Origin of the sequence: Nocardioides litoris, from assembly GCF_006346315.1 — a bacterium.
GTDB lineage: Bacteria > Actinomycetota > Actinomycetes > Propionibacteriales > Nocardioidaceae > Nocardioides > Nocardioides litoris.
This window is the reverse complement of sequence record NZ_VDMR01000003.1, coordinates 357,279-374,660: the sequence shown is the minus strand read 5'-3', so window position 1 is coordinate 374,660 and position 17,382 is coordinate 357,279. Positions and strand designations below refer to the sequence as shown.

General features: G+C 74.6%; 18 protein-coding genes and 1 pseudogene. 13 read left to right on the top strand and 6 right to left on the bottom strand.

Translation table 11 applies throughout. The features are described from left to right. The first annotated feature begins 50 nt into the window (after positions 1–50). Both dapB and FJQ57_RS13960 read left to right on the top strand, forming a co-directional pair. Positions 51–806: a 4-hydroxy-tetrahydrodipicolinate reductase gene (gene dapB, locus FJQ57_RS13965; RefSeq protein ID WP_211348924.1), complete on the top strand. Its 756-nt coding sequence runs from the start codon at positions 51–53 to the stop codon at positions 804–806. Positions 807–973: 167 nt separating this feature from the next. Then, positions 974–2,608, top strand: a complete 1,635-nt coding sequence (locus FJQ57_RS13960; RefSeq protein WP_139981249.1) for a M4 family metallopeptidase — start codon at positions 974–976, stop codon at positions 2,606–2,608. Between the two features lie 440 nt (positions 2,609–3,048). Here FJQ57_RS13960 and FJQ57_RS13955 read toward each other — a convergent pair whose 3' ends face one another. Next, a complete protein-coding gene (locus FJQ57_RS13955) occupies positions 3,049–3,603 on the bottom strand; it encodes a GNAT family N-acetyltransferase (protein WP_139981248.1) in 555 nt (184 codons plus the stop codon). A 44-nt stretch (positions 3,604–3,647) separates the two neighbouring features. Between FJQ57_RS13955 and FJQ57_RS13950 the strand changes: the two genes are divergently transcribed. Then, positions 3,648–4,658, top strand: coding sequence for an aldo/keto reductase family protein (locus FJQ57_RS13950; RefSeq protein ID WP_139981246.1), 1,011 nt, complete (start codon positions 3,648–3,650; stop codon positions 4,656–4,658). Between the two features lie 88 nt (positions 4,659–4,746). On the opposite strand, the gene FJQ57_RS13945 is transcribed toward FJQ57_RS13950, so the two are convergent. Beyond that, positions 4,747–5,298: a DUF3043 domain-containing protein gene (locus FJQ57_RS13945; protein ID WP_139981244.1), complete on the bottom strand. Its 552-nt coding sequence runs from the start codon at positions 5,296–5,298 to the stop codon at positions 4,747–4,749. A gap of 62 nt (positions 5,299–5,360) precedes the next feature. Between FJQ57_RS13945 and FJQ57_RS13940 the strand changes: the two genes are divergently transcribed. The 5 genes from FJQ57_RS13940 to FJQ57_RS13920 all read left to right on the top strand — a co-directional run bounded on the left by FJQ57_RS13940 (position 5,361) and on the right by FJQ57_RS13920 (position 9,242). Continuing rightward, entirely contained in the window at positions 5,361–6,143 is a 783-nt protein-coding gene (locus FJQ57_RS13940; RefSeq protein WP_211348923.1) for a PspA/IM30 family protein, read from the top strand. Then, a complete protein-coding gene (pspAA, locus tag FJQ57_RS13935; protein ID WP_139981242.1) occupies positions 6,140–6,448 on the top strand; it encodes a PspA-associated protein PspAA in 309 nt (102 codons plus the stop codon). Before FJQ57_RS13940 ends, pspAA begins: the two co-directional genes overlap by 4 nt. Positions 6,449–6,458: 10 nt before the next feature. Further along, the gene (htpX, locus tag FJQ57_RS13930) at positions 6,459–7,370 is read left to right on the top strand and encodes a zinc metalloprotease HtpX (RefSeq protein ID WP_139981240.1); all 912 of its coding nucleotides are present in this window, start codon (positions 6,459–6,461) and stop codon (positions 7,368–7,370) included. An 11-nt stretch (positions 7,371–7,381) separates the two neighbouring features. Continuing rightward, positions 7,382–7,978, top strand: coding sequence for a PspA-associated protein PspAB (pspAB, locus tag FJQ57_RS13925; RefSeq protein WP_139981238.1), 597 nt, complete (start codon positions 7,382–7,384; stop codon positions 7,976–7,978). 106 nt (positions 7,979–8,084) lie between these two features. Next, on the top strand, positions 8,085–9,242 hold the full coding sequence (locus tag FJQ57_RS13920) for a sensor histidine kinase (protein WP_139981236.1): 1,158 nt from the start codon (positions 8,085–8,087) through the stop codon (positions 9,240–9,242). 174 nt (positions 9,243–9,416) lie between these two features. Here the strand turns inward: FJQ57_RS13920 and FJQ57_RS23720 are convergent. Both FJQ57_RS23720 and FJQ57_RS13910 read right to left on the bottom strand, forming a co-directional pair. Next, positions 9,417–9,853: pseudogene (locus FJQ57_RS23720) on the bottom strand (VOC family protein). After that, positions 9,850–10,464: a DinB family protein gene (locus tag FJQ57_RS13910; protein WP_139981234.1), complete on the bottom strand. Its 615-nt coding sequence runs from the start codon at positions 10,462–10,464 to the stop codon at positions 9,850–9,852. The pseudogene FJQ57_RS23720 and the gene FJQ57_RS13910 overlap by 4 nt, the downstream one beginning before the upstream one ends. Positions 10,465–10,526: 62 nt before the next feature. Here FJQ57_RS13910 and FJQ57_RS13905 point away from each other — a divergent pair, with 62 nt between their 5' ends. From FJQ57_RS13905 to FJQ57_RS13890, 4 genes are all read left to right on the top strand, one after another. Beyond that, a complete protein-coding gene (locus tag FJQ57_RS13905) occupies positions 10,527–11,519 on the top strand; it encodes a helix-turn-helix transcriptional regulator (RefSeq protein WP_246081812.1) in 993 nt (330 codons plus the stop codon). A gap of 24 nt (positions 11,520–11,543) precedes the next feature. Beyond that, positions 11,544–12,026 carry an MSMEG_6728 family protein gene (locus tag FJQ57_RS13900; protein WP_139981230.1) on the top strand — a complete coding sequence of 161 codons (483 nt, stop codon included), beginning with the start codon at positions 11,544–11,546 and terminating at the stop codon, positions 12,024–12,026. A gap of 82 nt (positions 12,027–12,108) precedes the next feature. Further along, the gene (locus FJQ57_RS13895; RefSeq protein WP_139981228.1) at positions 12,109–13,452 is read left to right on the top strand and encodes an MFS transporter; all 1,344 of its coding nucleotides are present in this window, start codon (positions 12,109–12,111) and stop codon (positions 13,450–13,452) included. Then, positions 13,449–14,066 (top strand): hypothetical protein, encoded by a 618-nt coding sequence (locus tag FJQ57_RS13890; protein ID WP_139981226.1) that lies wholly within the window; start codon positions 13,449–13,451, stop codon positions 14,064–14,066. The genes FJQ57_RS13895 and FJQ57_RS13890 overlap by 4 nt, the downstream gene beginning before the upstream one ends. A 1-nt stretch (position 14,067) precedes the next feature. On the opposite strand, the gene nadA is transcribed toward FJQ57_RS13890, so the two are convergent. Beyond that, positions 14,068–15,243, bottom strand: a complete 1,176-nt coding sequence (gene nadA, locus FJQ57_RS13885; RefSeq protein WP_139981224.1) for a quinolinate synthase NadA — start codon at positions 15,241–15,243, stop codon at positions 14,068–14,070. Positions 15,244–15,285: 42 nt separating this feature from the next. Then, positions 15,286–16,191: a GNAT family N-acetyltransferase gene (locus tag FJQ57_RS13880; protein ID WP_139981222.1), complete on the bottom strand. Its 906-nt coding sequence runs from the start codon at positions 16,189–16,191 to the stop codon at positions 15,286–15,288. Between the two features lie 42 nt (positions 16,192–16,233). On the opposite strand from FJQ57_RS13880, the gene FJQ57_RS13875 reads away from it, so the two are divergent. Continuing rightward, positions 16,234–17,319: a glycerate kinase family protein gene (locus FJQ57_RS13875; RefSeq protein ID WP_139981220.1), complete on the top strand. Its 1,086-nt coding sequence runs from the start codon at positions 16,234–16,236 to the stop codon at positions 17,317–17,319. Positions 17,320–17,382 lie beyond the last annotated feature (63 nt).

Below are 17,382 nucleotides of genomic sequence, written 5' to 3'. Positions count from 1 at the left end.
CTGCCAGAACCGGGGCGGCCGCACACGCACCGTCCCACTACCCTGGCGCCGTGGCGGACACCATCGCGGTCGGAGTTCTGGGAGCGCGCGGCAAGGTCGGGGCCGAGGTGTGCGCGGCCGTGACCGACGCCACGGACCTCGAGCTCGTCGCCGAGGTCGACCAGGGCGACGACCCGCAGGTGCTCGTCACCGCCGGCGCCCAGGTCGTCGTCGACTTCACCCACCCCGACGTCGTCATGGACAACCTGGCGCTCTGCATCGAGCACGGCATCCACGCCGTCGTCGGCACCACCGGGTTCGACGAGCAGCGCCTGGCCGTCCTGCGCGACCAGCTCGGCGACGCGCCACGCAGCGGCGTCCTCATCGCCCCCAACTTCTCCATCGGCGCGGTGCTGATGATGCGGTTCGCCGCCCTCGCCGCACCCCACTTCGACTCGGTCGAGATCGTCGAGCTCCACCACCCCGACAAGGCCGACGCGCCGTCCGGCACCGCTCGTCGTACGGCGGAGCTCGTCGCGGCCGCCCGCCGTGACGCGGGCACCGGCCCGGCCCCCGACGCCACCTCCACCGCGCTCGACGGGGCCCGCGGGGCCGACGTCGACGGCGTGCCCGTGCACGCCCTGCGGGTCCGCGGCCTGGTCGCGCACCAGGAGGTCGTGCTCGGCGGCCTGGGCGAGACCCTGACGATCCGGCACGACTCGCTGCACCGCTCGTCCTTCGCCCCCGGCGTGCTGGCGGCCGTCCGTGCGATCGGCGACCACCCGGGTCTCGTGGTGGGCCTGGAGCACCTCGTCGACCTCGGCTGAGCCGCCCCTCCCGCGCCACCTGCGACGCGGTGTCGCAGGTGCCTCAGGAACCTGCGCTGCACAAACGTGGGGCGTCGAGACGGTCGACCGGTCCAGACCGCGCGTAGCACCCTCGGCCGAGGAACGGCGCCCTTCCGTGGGCGCCGCACGAACGGATGAGGACCACCATGCGCACATCTCTCGGACTGGCCGCTGCCGCGGTGGCGGTCGTCGGCGTCGCCGGCCTGCAGCCCGCCTCGGCCTCGGTCGCCGCGGTCGCCACCGCCGACCCGGCCGTCACCGCCAAGCCGACGCCGGCCCAGGCCGTCTCCCGGGCGGTCGACGCCCTCACCGGGTCTGCCGCCGCGCGGGGCAGCGTCGAGCAGGAGCTCACCACCACCGACGTCATCGTCGACCGGGACGGCGGCACCCACGTCCGCATGGAGCGCTCCTACCGCGGGCTGCCGGTGCTGGGCGGCGACCTCGTCGTGCACCAGGCCCCCGACGCCGACCTGGAGTCGGTGAGCCAGACGCTCAAGACGCCCGTCGACCTCGTGGTCGAGCCGGTGCTCGGCGCCGCCAAGGCGCTCAGCCGCACGCTGGCCCCCGCCGCGGGCACCCGCGACATCCGCAACCTGCGCGCGAGCGACCAGGCCCCCCGCTTGGTCGTCGACGCTCGTGGGGCCACCCCTCGCCTGGCGTGGGAGGTCGTCACCGTCGGCCGCCAGTCCGACGGCACGCCGAGCCGGCTGTCGACGTACGTCGACGCGCGCACCGGCGACGTCATCCGTCGCGTCGAGGGCATCCACACCGCCGAGGGCGAGGGCCGCTCGCTCTACAGCGGCACCGTGCCGATCCAGGTCACCCAGTCCGGCAGCGGCTTCACGCTCACCGACCCGGTGCACGGCGGGGCCAAGACCACCGACGCCCAGAACCGCGAGGACGGCGCCCTGTGCACGATCCTCAACGTCGGCTGCGTCCCCGGCGTGGCCTACACCAGCCCCGACGCGTCGTTCGGCACCGGCTCCAACGCCAACCGCGAGACCGCGGCCGTCGACGCCCACTACGGCCACGCCCAGACGTTCGACTACTTCAAGAACGAGCTCGGCCGCAACGGCATCTTCGGCAACGGCACCGCCGCGCCGAGCCGCGTCCACTACGGCAACGGCTACGTCAACGCCTTCTGGGACGGCAAGAAGATGACCTACGGCGACGGCGACGGCGCCAACTTCGGCCCGCTCGTCTCCCTCGACGTGGCCGGCCACGAGATGTCGCACGGCGTCACCGAGAACACCGCCAACCTGACCTACTCGGGCGAGTCCGGTGGCCTCAACGAGGCCACCTCCGACATCTTCGGCACGATGGTCGAGTTCCACGCCGCCAACGCCAACGACCCGGGCGACTACTACATCGGCGAGGAGTTCGACCTCAAGAACGGCGCCGGCTTCCGTCGCATGGACAACCCGATCGCCGACGGCCAGTCGCCCAACTGCTACACGGCCGGCACCAAGAACCTCGACGTCCACTACTCCTCGGGCGTGGGCAACCACTTCTTCTACCTGCTCGCCGAGGGCTCGGGCGCCAAGACGATCGGCGGCAAGGCGCACAGCTCGTCGACCTGCAACGGCTCGACCGTCACGGGCATCGGGCGCGAGGCCGCCGAGAAGATCTGGTTCCGCGCGCTGACGACCTACTTCACCTCGGGCACCACCTACGCCCAGGCGCGCACCGCCACCCTCAACGCCGCCCGCGACCTGTACGGCGCCGGCAGCGCCCAGCAGAACGCCGTCGCCGCCGCGTGGAGCGCGGTCAGCGTCGGCTGACCCAGCCCCACCCCTGACGAACGGGGTCCGTGCCGGACGGAACCGGCACGGACCCCGTTCTCCGCGTCCGGGCCCGCTCCTCGCACCTCAGCCGGTGGCCGCACGGTGGTCGAGGAGGGACGACGTCCCGTCTCGAGACCACACGACCGCAGCCGGTGGCCGCACGGTGGTCGAGGAGGGACGGAGTCCCGTCTCGAGACCACACGACCGCAGCCGGTGGCCGCACGGTGGTCGAGGAGGGACGGAGTCCCGTCTCGAGACCACACGACTGCAGCCGGTGGCCGCACGGTGGTCGAGGAGGGACGGAGTCCCGTCTCGAGACCACACGACCGCAGCCGTTGGCGGGTCTGGAGACAGGCGCCAGCGCGCCTTCCTCGACCTCCGGGGGTGGGGTCGCGCACGCCGGCTGCGCGGCCTCGAGGCCCGGTGCCGGCCACCCCTCAGGCCAGGGCGGTGTGCAGCCTGACCTGCTTGACCGTCGTCTCGCCCGACCCGTCGAGGTCGAGCTCGCGGTGGGCGGTGTCGGGCGCCCAGCCCGCGCCGGTGAAGAACGCCCGGCGGTCGTCGTCGCCGGCGAGCGTCCAGGTCACGGCCCGGGTGAACCGGTCGGCCTGCAGCGTCTCGGCGCAGGCCTGGAGCAGGCGGCTGCCGTGACCCTTGCCCTGCTCGTCGGGCAGCACGACGAGCTCGCCCACCTCGCCGTCGGCGACCGGGTCGCAGTCGGGGTCACCTGCCGGTCCGGTGACCGCGAACCCGACCACCCGGTTGCGCTCGAGGGCCACCAGGGCCCGCTGCCGGGCGTCGGCGGGACGACCGAGCGACGCGCGCCAGGCCTCGGCGACCGGCGCCGGGTCGTCGGGCAGCGCCCCCGCGGGCAGGACGTCGGCGTACTGCACGGCCCAGGCGCTCACCTGCACCGCCGCGATCGCGTCGGCGTCGTCGGCCCAGGCGACCCGGACCGAGACGTCGGCGGTCGGTCCGGTGGGAGCAGCCATGGCGCCGATCATGGCACCAGGTGGTGGTGGCTAGGTTGGCCGGCATGGAGTTTCGCAACCTCGGACGGAGCGGCCTGCGGGTCTCGGCCGTCTCCTACGGCAACTGGCTCACCCACGGTTCACAGGTGGAGGAGGACGCCGCCAAGGCCTGCGTGCGGCAGGCGCTGGAGGAGGGCATCACGACCTTCGACACCGCCGACGTCTACGCCAACACCGCGGCCGAGACCGTCCTCGGCGAGGCCCTCAAGGGCGAGCGCCGCGCCGGCCTGGAGATCTTCACCAAGGTCTACTTCCCGACCGGCCCCGGCGCCCACAACGACCACGGCCTGTCCCGCAAGCACATCCTGGAGTCGATCGACGGGTCGCTGCAGCGGCTGCAGACCGACTACGTCGACCTCTACCAGGCGCACCGCTTCGACCACGAGACGCCGCTGGAGGAGACGATGCTCGCCTTCGCCGACGTCGTCCGCGCCGGCAAGGCCCTCTACATCGGCGTCTCGGAGTGGCGGGCCGAGGAGCTGCGCGCCGCCCACGAGCTGGCCACCGAGCTGCGCGTGCCGCTGGTCTCCAACCAGCCGCAGTACAACATGCTGTGGCGGGTCATCGAGGCCGAGGTCGTGCCGACCAGCGAGGAGCTCGGCATCGGCCAGGTCGTGTGGTCGCCCATCGCCCAGGGGGTGCTCACCGGCAAGTACAAGCCGGGCGGGGAGCACCCGGCCGGCTCCCGGGCCACCGACGAGAAGGGCGGCGCCGACATGATCAAGCGCTGGCTGGACGACGACGTCCTCGAGCGCGTCCAGCGCCTGCAGCCCATCGCCGAGGAGGCCGGCCTCAGCCTGGCCCAGCTCGCCGTCGCCTGGACCCTGCAGAACCCCAACGTCTCCTCGGCGATCATCGGCGCCTCCCGGCCCGAGCAGGTCACCGACAACGTCAAGGCCGCCGGTGTCGTGCTCGAGCAGTCGGCGCTCGACGCCATCGACGAGGTCGTCGGCGACGTGGTCGAGCGCGACCCGGCCAAGACGCAGTCGCCGAGGCGCACCGAGTCCTTCGGCTGACCCACGGCCCCGCCGTACGACGACACCGCCCGGCCCCTCGCGATCGAGGTGCCGGGCGGTGGTGCGTCGGGGTCGGGGTGCGGACGCCTCAGCGGTAGCGCTCGGGGAGCTCCTGGCCGATCTTGACCTGGGTCTTGGGCAACCGCATGAACCGCATCTGCATCGCCCGGGTGATCGAGTAGTAGGTGGTGCCCTTCATCGACTCCTCGGGGAACCGCTCGGCCAGCGCCTTGCGCAGCCGCGAGCGCATCCACACCAGGTCGATGAGCAGCACGAGGAACAGCGGCAGCACCAGCGCCGGCACGAAGATCGCGACGAACATCAGCGGGATGACCACCTCGGCGAAGCTGAAGCGGGCGTCGACGAAGTCGCGCACGAAGCGGCGCACCGGGCCCTTGTCGCGGGGGAGCAGGTAGCGCTCGTCGCCGTCCTTCATGCCCTGGCGGACCTTCTGGCTCGACTCCGAGCGCAGCGCGCGCTGGCGCTGCATCTGCTCCTTGCGGGTCCGCGGGACCTTGGCCTTGGCCCGCGCAGCGGCCTCGGCCTCCTTGCGGGTGGGGGTGGGTCGGCCCTTCCCCCCGGGCTTGGCGAGGGTGACCTCGCTGGTGGCCTCGTCGGGCTTCGATCGGCGCAGCTTCATGGCGCCACCAGGGTACCCGCAGGGCCGGTGACGACCTTGCCGCCGCGGCATAGGGTGTGGCCATGAGCGTGATGAAGCGGATGAGCCTGATCTTCCGGGCCAAGGCCAACAAGGCGCTCGACCGCGCCGAGGACCCGCGCGAGACCCTCGACTACAGCTACCAGCGCCAGCTGGAGCTGCTCTCGAAGGTGCGCCGCGGCGTGGCCGACGTGGCCACCAGCCGCAAGCGCGTCGAGCTGCAGATCAACCAGCTCGAGCAGCAGTCCGGCAAGCTGCAGACCCAGGCCGAGAAGGCCCTGCAGATGGACCGCGAGGACCTCGCCCGCGAGGCGCTCACCCGCAAGTCCGGGCTCACCCAGCAGATCTCCGACCTCCAGGCCCAGCACGCGCAGCTGCAGGGCGAGGAGGAGAAGCTCGTCCTGGCCCAGCAGCGCCTGCAGGCCAAGGTCGAGGCGTTCCGCACGCGCAAGGAGACCATCAAGGCCACCTACACCGCGGCCGAGGCGCAGACCCGCATCAACGAGGCCGTCTCCGGCATCGGCGAGGAGATGGGCGACGTCGGCATGGCCATCCAGCGCGCGGAGGACAAGACCGCCCAGATGCAGGCCCGCGCCGGCGCCATCGACGAGCTCATCGCCTCCGGTGCGCTCGACGACGTCACCGCCCAGCCCGGTGACGACATCGCCCGTGAGCTCGACTCGCTCAGCAGCCAGTCCGACGTCGAGCTCGAGCTCGCCCGGCTCAAGGGCCTCTCCGCCCCGCAGGCGCCCGGCCAGCTCGGTGCCGGCCAGCAGGGCAGCGCCGACCCGCTGTCCAAGCAGGCCGAGGGCGAGACCCCGCGATGACCGAGGCGACCGGAGCCGCCGGCGGCCTCATCATCCGCATCCTCGGTGAGGGCCAGTACGACGTCGCCGAGTCGGCGCTCGACCGGCTCAACGAGCTCGACGCCGCCGTCGAGGCGGCCATCGAGGCCGGTGACGAGGCGTCGTTCCGCCCGGCGCTGCACGCGCTGCTCGAGGGCGTCCGCGCCGCCGGGGTCACCCACGACCTCGAGGACATCCACGAGTCCGACCTGATCCTCCCGCACGGCGACGCCTCCATGGACGAGGTCCGCGAGCTGCTCGCCGACGACGGCCTGATCCCCGGCTAGGGGCCGGCCCGTGGCCCGCACCCGCTTCGTGGGCGACTCCGGGCTGACCGCGCGGATGACCCTGGTCATGTTCCTGCTCGGCGGCCTGTTCGTCGTGCTCGTCGTCGGCCTCGCCCTGGCCGTGCGCAGCCCCGCGCTCGGGCTGGTCATCGGCGTGGTCGGCATCGGCATCGCGATCTACCAGTGGGCCCGCAGCGACGTCGTCGCGATGCGCGCCATGCGCGCACGCGAGGTGACGCCCGCCGAGGCGCCCGAGCTGCACGGCATGGTCGAGCGGCTCTGCGCCCTGGCCGACATGCCCAAGCCCCGCGTCGGGGTCGCCGACACCCCGGTGCCCAATGCGTTCGCCACCGGTCGCTCGCCCGACCGGGCCGTGGTCTGCGTGACCACCGGCATCCTGCAGCTGCTCACCGCCGAGGAGCTCGAGGGCGTCCTCGCCCACGAGCTCTCGCACGTCGCCCACCGCGACGTCCTCGTCATGACCGTCGCCTCCTCGGCCGGGATCGCGGCCGGCACCCTCAGCCAGGGCGCCCGGTTCGGAGGGCTCGGCATGATGGGCGGTGGGCGCCGCGACAACCGCAACGGGCTGCCGGTCTGGGTGCTCGTCCTGTTCCTCAGCCTCCTGGTGTACGCCGTCAGCTTCCTGCTCCTCCGCCTGCTCTCGCGCTACCGCGAGCTGTCGGCCGACCGCGCGGGCGCCTACCTCACCCTGCAGCCCGGCCACCTCGCCTCCGCCCTGCAGAAGATCGCCGGCGGCGTCGAGCGCAGCCCGCAGCAGGACCTGCGCGAGGTCGCCGCCGGCAGCGCGCTGTGCATCACGCCGATGAGCCTCGGCGGCCTCACCTCCACCCACCCGCCGCTGCAGCGTCGCCTCGAGCAGCTCGCCCGCATCGAGCGCGACCTCGCCGCGCCGGGCGCCTGAGCGGGCCGGCGGTGGGCTTCCTCGACAAGATCCTCGGCCGGTCGGTGCCGCCGGCGGCCGACCTCGACGCGCTGTTCCAGGTGCCGTCGGCGGCCATCACCCTCCAGGCCGCGCTGGGCCTCGTGCCCACCGGCGACGGGTCGGTCTGCTTCCGGCCCGCGGCCGGAGCGGCGTTCGCCCAGACCCAGCGCGACGTCGTCGACCTGCTGGGCGCGAGCGCCGACGCGCCCGAGGTCCGGGTCACGACCGACGGCTTCGGGTTCACCTGGCTCGAGGTCGACCGCCCGCCGCACGACCCGCAGACGGGTGACCTGGGCGGGCTGTGCACCGACCTGCACGCGGTCAACACCTCGCTGGAGGCCGCCGGGTTCGGCACCGGGCTGCTGTGCACGTTGGTCCCGCTGGCCGACACCGCCGGCCGCCGGGTCGGCCTGGTCTACCTCTACAAGCAGGGCACCTTCTACGCCTTCGCCCCCGCGGCGGGTGGCGGGCAGCGGCGTGAGGAGCTGCTCGAGATCTCCGTCCTCGACGCCGTACGGGCCGAGCTGCCCGTCGAGGACGACCCCGGTCGCAGGCTCGCCGTGTGGGGCGCGCCCGGACTCGGCTAGGACGGCGGCCCGCGACGTGTCCCGGCCAGCCCGGGACGGTGCCTCGACGACCGACTGTCACGAGCCCCTGCGCTGAGGGGGCGGCGGTGGCTATCCTCGACAGGCCATGGCCGACACCACCAGCGCGAAGCGCCTCACGCGCATCGAGCAGTACGACATCCTGACCCGACCCCCGCGGCTGGAGCTGCAGGCGATCGTCGAGCTCGCCGCGCAGGTGTGCGACACCCCGATGGCCACGATCAACCTGATCACCGACGTGGCCCAGCACCAGGTCGCCACCTTCGGCTTCGACGCGGCGATCTGCCGTCGCGAGGACTCGATGTGCGCGATGACGCTCGACAGCGACACCCCGGTGGTGGTGCCCGACGCCCGGCTCGACGAGCGGTTCGCGACCAACCCGTTCGTGACCGGCGAGATCGGCAGCGTCCGCTTCTACGCCTCCCACCACCTGCGCACCCTCGACGGGGTCGTGATCGGCACCCTCTGCGTCTTCGACGAGGAGCCGCGCGAGCTCGGCGCCACCCAGGTCGGCGCCCTGGCCACCCTGGCCGAGCGGATCGTCGACGTCCTGGAGCTCTCGCTGCGCAGCCGACAGCTCGCCCAGTCCAACGAGCGCCTGTCCACCTTCGCCGGCCGCGTGAGCCACGACCTCAAGTCGCCGCTGACCAGCGTGTCGATGTCGTTGGAGATGCTGCGCGAGCGGCTCTCCGACGACGACGAGGCCGCCGACGCGGTGTGGCTGCTCGAGCGCGCGCTCAACGGCTCGCGCCGGATGGCCGCGCTCATCGACGAGGTGCTCTCCTACGCGACCCTCGGCGGCTCGATGGCCGCGGAGCCGGTCGACCTCGACGAGGTGCTCACCGACGTGCTCAGCGACCTCAGCGGCGCCCTGTCCGGGGTCGAGGTGCAGCGCGGCCCGTTGCCGACGGTCACCGGCGACCCGGTGCAGCTGCGCTCGGTCGTGCAGAACATCGTCGACAACGCCGCCAAGTACCGCCACCCCACCCGCCCGCTCGAGGTCGCCGTCTCCTCCCGGTCCGAGGAGGGTCGTGTGGTCATCGCGGTCGCCGACAACGGCGTCGGCATCCCCGAGGCCGACCGCTCCCGCGTCTTCGAGCCGCGGGTCCGCCTCTCCGACGACAACCTCGGCTCCGGCATCGGCCTCGACACGGTCCGCCGGGTCGTCCAGGCCCACGGCGGCACCATCGGGGTCGACGAGACCCCTGGTGGCGGCGCCACGGTCTGGTTCGCGCTGCCTGTCTGAGGGGCTGGGCAGGGTGCTGCGGCACCGGGTCGGCAGATTCTCCGGTTAACTGGAGGATCTCCCACTCCTGGTGGGAAGTTCCCCGTCAGGAGTGGCAGTTTCTCCGGTTAACTGGAGATTCTGCCCGAACACACCCGTCACACACGTCACTCCCGCCCCGCAGAACCCGGGACCTCAGTCGAGGCAGAGCTCGTTGCCCTCGGGGTCGGCCATGACGATGAACCCGTGGCTCAGCGGCGGGTCCGGCTCGTGCCGCGCCAGACGGGTGCCGCCGAGCGCGACCAGCCGCGACGCCTCGGCCTCGAGCGCGGCCATCCGCTCCTCGCCGGTGAGGCCGGGCGCGGCACGGACGTCGAGGTGGAGCCGGTTCTTGGCCGTCTTGCCCTCGGGCACCGCCTGGAAGAACAACCGAGGGCCGCGGCCGTCGGGGTCGGAGCAGGCCGAGCGCGTGTTCCGCGCCTCCGGCGGCACCCGAACGCGTCGAGCGCCTCCTCCCACGTGGCGAACCCCGCGGGCGGTAGGTCCGGCCGGTAGCCCAGCACCTCGCACCAGAAGCGCACCAGCCGGTCGGGGTCGGCGCAGTCGATGCTCACCTGCAGCTCGCGGCTCATCGCAGCACCGTCCCACGGGCCCCAGCCGCGTGGTCTGGGTGACGCTCGTGGTCCGCGAGCCCCGCTCGGGCGGCGTACAGGTCGCGGAGCAGGCAGACCTCGGCGAGGTGGTGGACGAGCTCGCGATGGATGTGGAGCACCAGGACGGCGTACGGCTCGGCGGCGAAGGCGCCCTCGGCCGGACCGACGGCCCGCTCGAGCCCGTCGTCACCGAGGGCCTCGACGCCGGCGAGCCACGTGCCGACCTCCGCGTCGAGCCGGGCGAGCGCCTCGGCGGCGGTCGCGGGGTAGTCGTAGCTGCCGTAGTCGGTGGCCGGGCCGCCGACGTGGGAGGCGTTGCGCATCGCCAGCACGCCGACGAGCACGTGGCCCAGGCGCCACGCGATCGTGGTGACCGGGGCGGGCTCGGGCTCTGGGAACGCGAAGTCGATCGTCATCGCCCCGGAGCCTGCCTGCACGGGTGCGGTCGAGGTGCCGCGAGGTCGCAGGCTCCAGCAGTGCGGCACCCGCTCCCAGAGGTACTCCGCGTCGGTCATCCCCACCAGGCGCGGGCGCACCTGGCCGTCCCAGTGGGACGTGAGCTGGTCGGTGAGTCGTCGGTTCCAGGTCATGGACCCAGCACAGCACCAGACCCGGACCGTTCCGGTCCGCGATGCGTGGCAGGCTCGTCGACGTGGCCGACGCGACGACCCAGCGGGTGCTCACCCTGCTGTCCCTGCTCCAGCGCCGGCACGTGTGGACCGGGCCCGAGCTCGCGGCCGAGCTCGGCGTCACCGACCGGTGCGTACGCCGCGACGTCGGCCGGCTCCGCGAGCTCGGCTACCCCGTCGAGGCGGCCCCGGGCGTCGGCGGCGGCTACCGGCTGGGCGCCGGTCGCGCGCTTCCGCCGCTGCTGCTCGACGACGACGAGGCCATCGCCACCGCGGTCTCGCTGCGCCTGGCCGCGGGCGGCACGGTCGCGGGCGCGGGGGAGGCCGCGCTGCGGACCCTGGCCAAGCTCGACCGGGTCATGCCGCCGCGCCTGCGCCGCGAGGTCCGCACGCTCCACGACGCCACCGACACCCTCGCCGGGGGCGCGATCGAGGTCGACGGTGACGTGCTGCTGGCCCTGGCCCGGGCCTGCCGCGACGGCGTCCGCGTCCGCTGTCGTACGCCGCCCGCCCGCCCGGCCGACCCGGCCGCGGCACCCGTTGCGCCCGTCGATCGGCGGGTCGAGCCGGTCCGGCTCGTCGCCACCGGCCGCCGCTGGTACCTGCTGGCCTTCGACCTCGACCGCCACGACTGGCGCACGTTCCGGCTCGACCGGGTGGCCGGCGTCGAGGTGACCACCTGGCGGTTCGCCCCGCGCGAGCACCCCGACCCCGCGGCCCACGTGCAGCGCTCGGTGACGGCGGCGCCGTACCGGCACGTCGCGGTGGCCCGGGTCGCCGCCCCGGCCGCGCTCGTGCGCGCCGAGGTGCCGCCCGCTGTCGCCACGGTGGAGCCCGACCCCGACGACCCCGACGGGCACTGTCGGCTCACGGCCGGGGCCGACGACCCGACGTGGCTGGCGGTGCGGATCGCGATGCTCGGGCACGACGTCGAGGTGCTCGAGCCACCGGAGGTCCGCGAGGCCGCGGGTCGCCTGGCGGAGCGGCTCGGGCGGATGGCGGGAGCGGGTGGCTGACCCCGCCGGCGGGTACCCCGCTCCGTGCAGACCTTCCTCCCCGTGACCGGCTTCGCCGACTCCGCCCGCCTGCTCGACGCCCGGCGGCTCGGCAAGCAGCGGGCCGAGACGGTGCAGGTGCTCCGCGCCCTCGTCGTCCCCGGGTACGGATGGCGCCACCACCCGATCGCTGCGATGTGGGCGGGCTACGAGGAGGCGGTGGTGCGCTACGGCCTGGACGTCTGCGCGGCCTGGCGGGCCCTGGGCCGGGCCGACACCTGCGCCACCACGCTGGTCAGCGACCTCGTGACCGCCGGCGGCCCAGGCACCGTGCGCGACCAGGACGAGCTGGCCGCCGCCGGGGAGCTGCCGCCGTGGCTCGGCGACGACGACCTCCACCGCAGCCACCGCTCCGCCCTGCTGCGCAAGGACCCCGAGCACTACGGACCGCTGTTCCCCGACGTCCCCGACGACCTGCCCTACACCTGGCCCGTCTCCGACCGCCCGCGGCGACCCGGCACGGGCTGAGCGCTGCGGACCGGCTGGCAGGACCGGCTGGCAGGACCGGCTGGCAGGACCGGTGGGCAGGACCGGCTGACAGGATGGGCCGGTGCGTCGCGTCGTCACCGCCCTCCTCGTGGTGACGGTGGCGCTCGTGCTGGCCGACTCGGCCGTGGTGACCCTGGCCCTGCCGGAGATCCTCCTGGAGCTCGACACCACCGTCGGCGAGGTCGCCTGGGTCCTCATCTCCTTCAACCTGGTCCTCGCCCTGGTCGCCGTGCCGACCGCCTGGAGCCTGCGGGTCACCTCGCCGCGCGTCGCGAGCGCCGTGGGCATCGCCGTCTTCGCCGGGGCGTCCGCCTGGTGCGCCGCGGCCGGCACCATCGAGGTGCTCGTCGCCGCCCGGTGCCTGCAGGCGGTCGGCGGCGCGCTCGCGCTCCTGGGTTGCCTGGAGCTGCTCGTGGCGTCGTACGGCGAGCGGAGGGGCGTCGCGACCTGGATCACCGCCGGGGTGGTGGGGACGGGGCTCGGGCCGGTCCTGGGCGGGCTGCTCACCGAGGCCATCTCGTGGCAGGCGATCTTCGTGGTGCAGGTGCCGTTCGCGGTGCTGGCGGTCCCCGCCGCGCTGACCGTGGCCGCGCCGCGCGAGCCCCCGGCCGACCGGCACCGCCCGGCGGTGCGGGCCAACCTGACGCTCGCGGTGCTCTCGGCCGCGCTGGTGGCGGCGTCCTTCCTGCTGGTGCTGCTCCTCGTGGAGGGGTGGCGCCGGTCACCGGCCACGGCGGCGGTCACGGTCTCGGTCGTCCCGCTGGCGGCCCTGGCCGCCCGGCCCCTGGCCCGGGCGCTGCGCACGCCGCCCACCGTGGAGGTGGCCGTCGGGTGCTTCCTGGTCGCGGGCGGGCTGGTCGGGCTCGCGGTGCCGCCGTCGGCGCACCTGGCCTGGACGGTCGCCCCGCAGGTGCTGGTCGGCCTCGGCCTCGGCATGACCGTCGACCGCCTCACCGAGCGTGCCCTGGAGCAGCGGCTGCCGCGCGCCCGGCACGCCGCGTGGACCATCGGGGCCCGGCACGCCGGCATCGTGCTCGGCCTCGCCCTGCTCACCCCCGTCTTCACCGCCGACCTGCGCGAGGCCGAGGCGCCGGCCCAGGAGGCCGTCACCGCGCTCGTCATCGACGCCCCGCTCCGGCCCGAGGACAAGGTCGCGGTGGCCGAGGCGCTGGGGCGGCAGCTGCAGGCAGAGCGCGGTCAGGTGCCTGACCTCGCCCCGGCCTTCGCCTCGCTCGACCTCGACCCCGCCGAGCGGCCCGCCGCCGACGACCTGGAGCGCGCGCTGGACGACCAGCTCGAGCGCGCCGCCACGGCCGCCTTCCGCGACTCCTTCCTGCTGGGGGCCGGCCTGGCGCTGCTGGCCATGCTCACCGTCGCCCTGCCCGGACGGAGGCGCCACCCGTGACCGCGCGCCGCCTCGTCGAGCTCCTCGGCCTGCCCCTGGTGGCCCTCGTGCTGGTCGCCGCCGTGCTCGGGGTCCAGGTCGCCCAGGGCGGCGGCACCTACGAGCCGCTGCGCCCGGCCGACCCCTGCGCCGAGCGCGCCGTCACCTCGCGCGCCGACGGCATCGACGGCCTCACCGAGCGCATCGTGCTGCTCGGCGTCGACGCCGCCGCCTGCCGCCTCGGCACCAGCCGCGAGGCCCTCACCCTCCGCCTGGCCCAGCGGGAGGACCCCACCGACGCCGAGGTCGACGCCCTGCGGGCCGGCCTGCGCGACGCCGTACGCCGGCTGGGCGACGACGGCGACCTGCCGCCGGCCTCCGAGCTGGCCGACGAGGCCCTGGCCGCGGCCGACCTCAACCGGTTCGTCGAGGCGGCCCTGCGGGCGCTGCCCGACTCGGTGGTCGACGGCGCGCTGGACACCGAGGACGTCCTGCTGCGCGCCGTCGACGAGCTCGACGTGCGGGCCCTGCTCGACGACCTCGACGACCCCGACGCGCTGGAGGCCGCCGTCAGCGCCGCGGTGCAGCAGGCCGTGCGCGACGCCCTGCTCGACCGGCTGCGCGACTTGTTCTGACTCAGTCCTTGTGGGTGCGACCCGGCAGGTCGAGCATCCGCTGCAGGGCGACCAGCGCCTCGCGCTCGGTGTCGGGGTCGACCTCGATGCGGTTGACCACCGTGCCCGCGGCGAGCGACTCCATGGCCCACACGAAGTGCGGCAGGTCGATGCGGTTCATCGTCGAGCAGTAGCAGACGTCCTTGTCGAGGAAGACGATCTGCTTGTCGGGGTGGGCGTTGGCCAGGCGCTGCACGAGGTTGAGCTCGGTGCCGATGGCCCACGACGAGCCGGCGGGCGCGGCCTCGATGGTCTGGATGATGAACTCCGTGGAGCCCACCAGGTCGGCCTTGAGCACGACCTCGTGGCGGCACTCGGGGTGCACGAGCACCTGGACGCCGGGGATGGTGGCCCGCAGCTCGTCGACGACCTCGGGGGAGAAGCGCCCGTGGACCGAGCAGTGGCCCTTCCACAGGATCATCTTCGCCTCGCGCAGCTGCTCGACGGTGAGGCCGCCGCCCGGCAGCAGCGGGTTCCACACGACGCAGTCGTCGAGGGAGTAGCCCATCTTCAGCACCGCGGTGTTGCGGCCGAGGTGCTGGTCGGGGAAGAACATCACCTTGGTGTCGGGGCCGTGCTGCTCGAAGGCCCACTCCAGCGCCACCTCGGCGTTGGAGGACGTGCACACGACACCACCGTTGCGGCCGCAGAAGGCCTTGATGTCGGCGCTGGAGTTCATGTAGGTCACCGGCACGACGGAGTCCTGCACGCCGGCCTCGGCCAGCGCCCGCCAGGCCGTCTCGACCTGGGGCAGCCGCGCCATGTCGGCCATCGAGCAGCCGGCGGCCAGGTCGGGCAGGACGACCTGCTGACCGGGACCGGTGAGGATGTCGGCCGACTCGGCCATGAAGTGGACGCCGCAGAACACGACGTACTCCGCCTCGGGCCGGGCGGCCGCCTCGCGGGCGAGCTTGAAGGAGTCGCCGGTGACGTCGGCGAACTGGATGACCTCGTCGCGCTGGTAGTGGTGGCCGAGCACGAACACCCGGTCGCCGAGCGCCTCCTTGGCCGCGCGGGCCCGCGCCACCAGGTCGGGGTCGGACGCCGCGGGCAGGTCGCCCGGGCACTCCACGCCGCGCTCGGAGGCGCGGTCGGTCCCGCGGCCGAGGGGCAGGAGCGGGAGGTCGACGGTCGTCATGCCCCCATCGTAGGGAGCGCGCCGCGGGGCCGGCGCGGTGCGTCAGAGCAGTGCGCCGTGGTGCAGGTACGGCGCCGGCGGGTCCATCCCGCGCAGCGCGAGGAACCCGGAGGTGCGCAGGGCGAGCCGGGCCGCGGTGCCGATCTCGACCGCCCAGGCGTTGGCCGCGGTCACGTGGGTCACCCGCTGCTGCTCGGGCCCGTCGGCCAGCGCGGTCCACAGCAGCCGGGCGGCGGTGCGGCGGTCGGTCGCGGCGAGCAGCTGCACCGAGGACTCGCGGTCGAGGTAGGCGTAGCCCGAGGCGGCCCGGGTCTCCACCACGAGCAGGCGGCAGGTGTCCTGCAGGTAGGCGTGGTCGGGGCCGTGGCCCGAGCCGCGGCGCCGCCGGTCGAGCGACTCCAGCAGGTCGGTGTCGGCCGAGGTGCCCTCGCGCACCCGCTCGCCCGTGCCCGGCGGGATCGCGGACCGGTCGACCGTGCCCGCCAGCGTCATCTGCGGGTGCATCTCGAACCCGGCCAGCACATAGCGGCGCACGGCGGCCGGGTCGGCGCTCGACGACAGCATCCCGCGCAGGCACCCCCGGCTGTGGGTCAGCGCCGCGTCCAGCAGGTGCCGGCCGACCCCGCGGCCCTGCCGGCCGGGCCGGACGGCGTACGTCGCGAGGACCCAGGTGCCGTCGCGGCGCATGCTCGTGGCGAACCCGACCAGGCCGTCCGGTGCGCCCGGGGCGCCCGGGTCCTCGGCCACCCAGCACCCGCCGGGGTCGGTCGCGACGGTGCCGAGCGTGCGGGCGACCCAGCGGGCCGCGCGCGGCTGCGGCCGCTCCTGCGGCTCGGGGTCGCCCGGCGCCCGCAGCGCCCGGTCGACGCCCAGGAAGGCCTCGGCCGACAAACGCTCGGCCGCCGGCACGTCGGCGGGTCGCATCGGGCGGACGACGACGTCGGGCACGCGCTCACGCGAGGGCGTGCCCCCGCCCGGCAGGATGGCGGCATGCGCGTGCTCGTGGCCCCGGACAAGTTCGCCGGCACCCTCACCGCCGTCGAGGCGGCCGAGGCGGTCGCCGAGGGCTGGCGGCGCCAGGCCCCTGACGACCAGCTCGACCTGGCGCCGATGTCCGACGGCGGGCCCGGGTTCGTCGACGTGCTGCACGCCGCGCTGGGCGGCGAGCTCCACCTCGTCACCGTCACCTCGGCCGTCGGTGACCCCGTGCCCGCGGCCGTGCTGCGCGTCGGCGCGACGGCGTACGTCGAGACCGCGCAGGCCTGCGGACGCCACCTCGTGCCGGAGGACGCCGCCGAGACGGCCTCGACGGTGGGTGTCGGCGAGCTGCTGCTGGCCGCCCTGGACGGAGGCGCGGAGGAGGTCGTGCTCGGCCTCGGCGGGTCGGGCACCACCGACGGGGGAGCGGGGCTGCTGGCCGCGCTCGGCGCCACCGCCGACGCCGCCCTGGACGGCGGTCCGGCCGGGCTCGACGGCCTCGGGGCGGTCGACCTCGGTCCCGCCCGCGCCCGGCTCGGCGACGTGCGCCTGGTGATGGCCTCCGACGTCGACAACCCGCTGACCGGCCTGTTCGGGGCGGCCAAGACCTACGGGCCGCAGAAGGGCATCGGCGAGGACCGGATCGCCGCGGTCGACGCCCGGCTCGAGCTGCTCGCCGTCGCCACCGACCGCCGTACGGCGCTGGAGAAGGGCGCCGGCGCCGCCGGCGGGCTCGGCCACGCCCTGCTCTGCCTCGGCGCGAGGCGCGAGCCCGGCATCGGCCTCGTCGTCGACGCCGTCGGGCTCGCCGAGCGCGCCCGGGCGGCCGACCTCGTCGTCACCGGCGAGGGCGCCTTCGACTTCTCCAGCCGCTCGGGCAAGGTCCCGTACGGCGTCGCGGAGGTCGCTGCCGAGGCGTTGCGGCCCTGCGTCGCGCTGGCCGGGCAGGTGCTGGTGGGGTCGCGCGAGATGCGGGCGCTGGGGGTCGAGTCTGCCTACTCGATGGCCGACCTCGTCGGCCTGGACCGGGCGATGGCCGACCCGGCCGGGTCGTTGGCCGCGCTGGCCGAGCGCACCGCCCGCACCTGGTCGCGCTAGCCGGCGGCGGGGGAGGAATAACCCGCCGTGTGCGACGATTGACCAGGAGCAACCACCCCACGT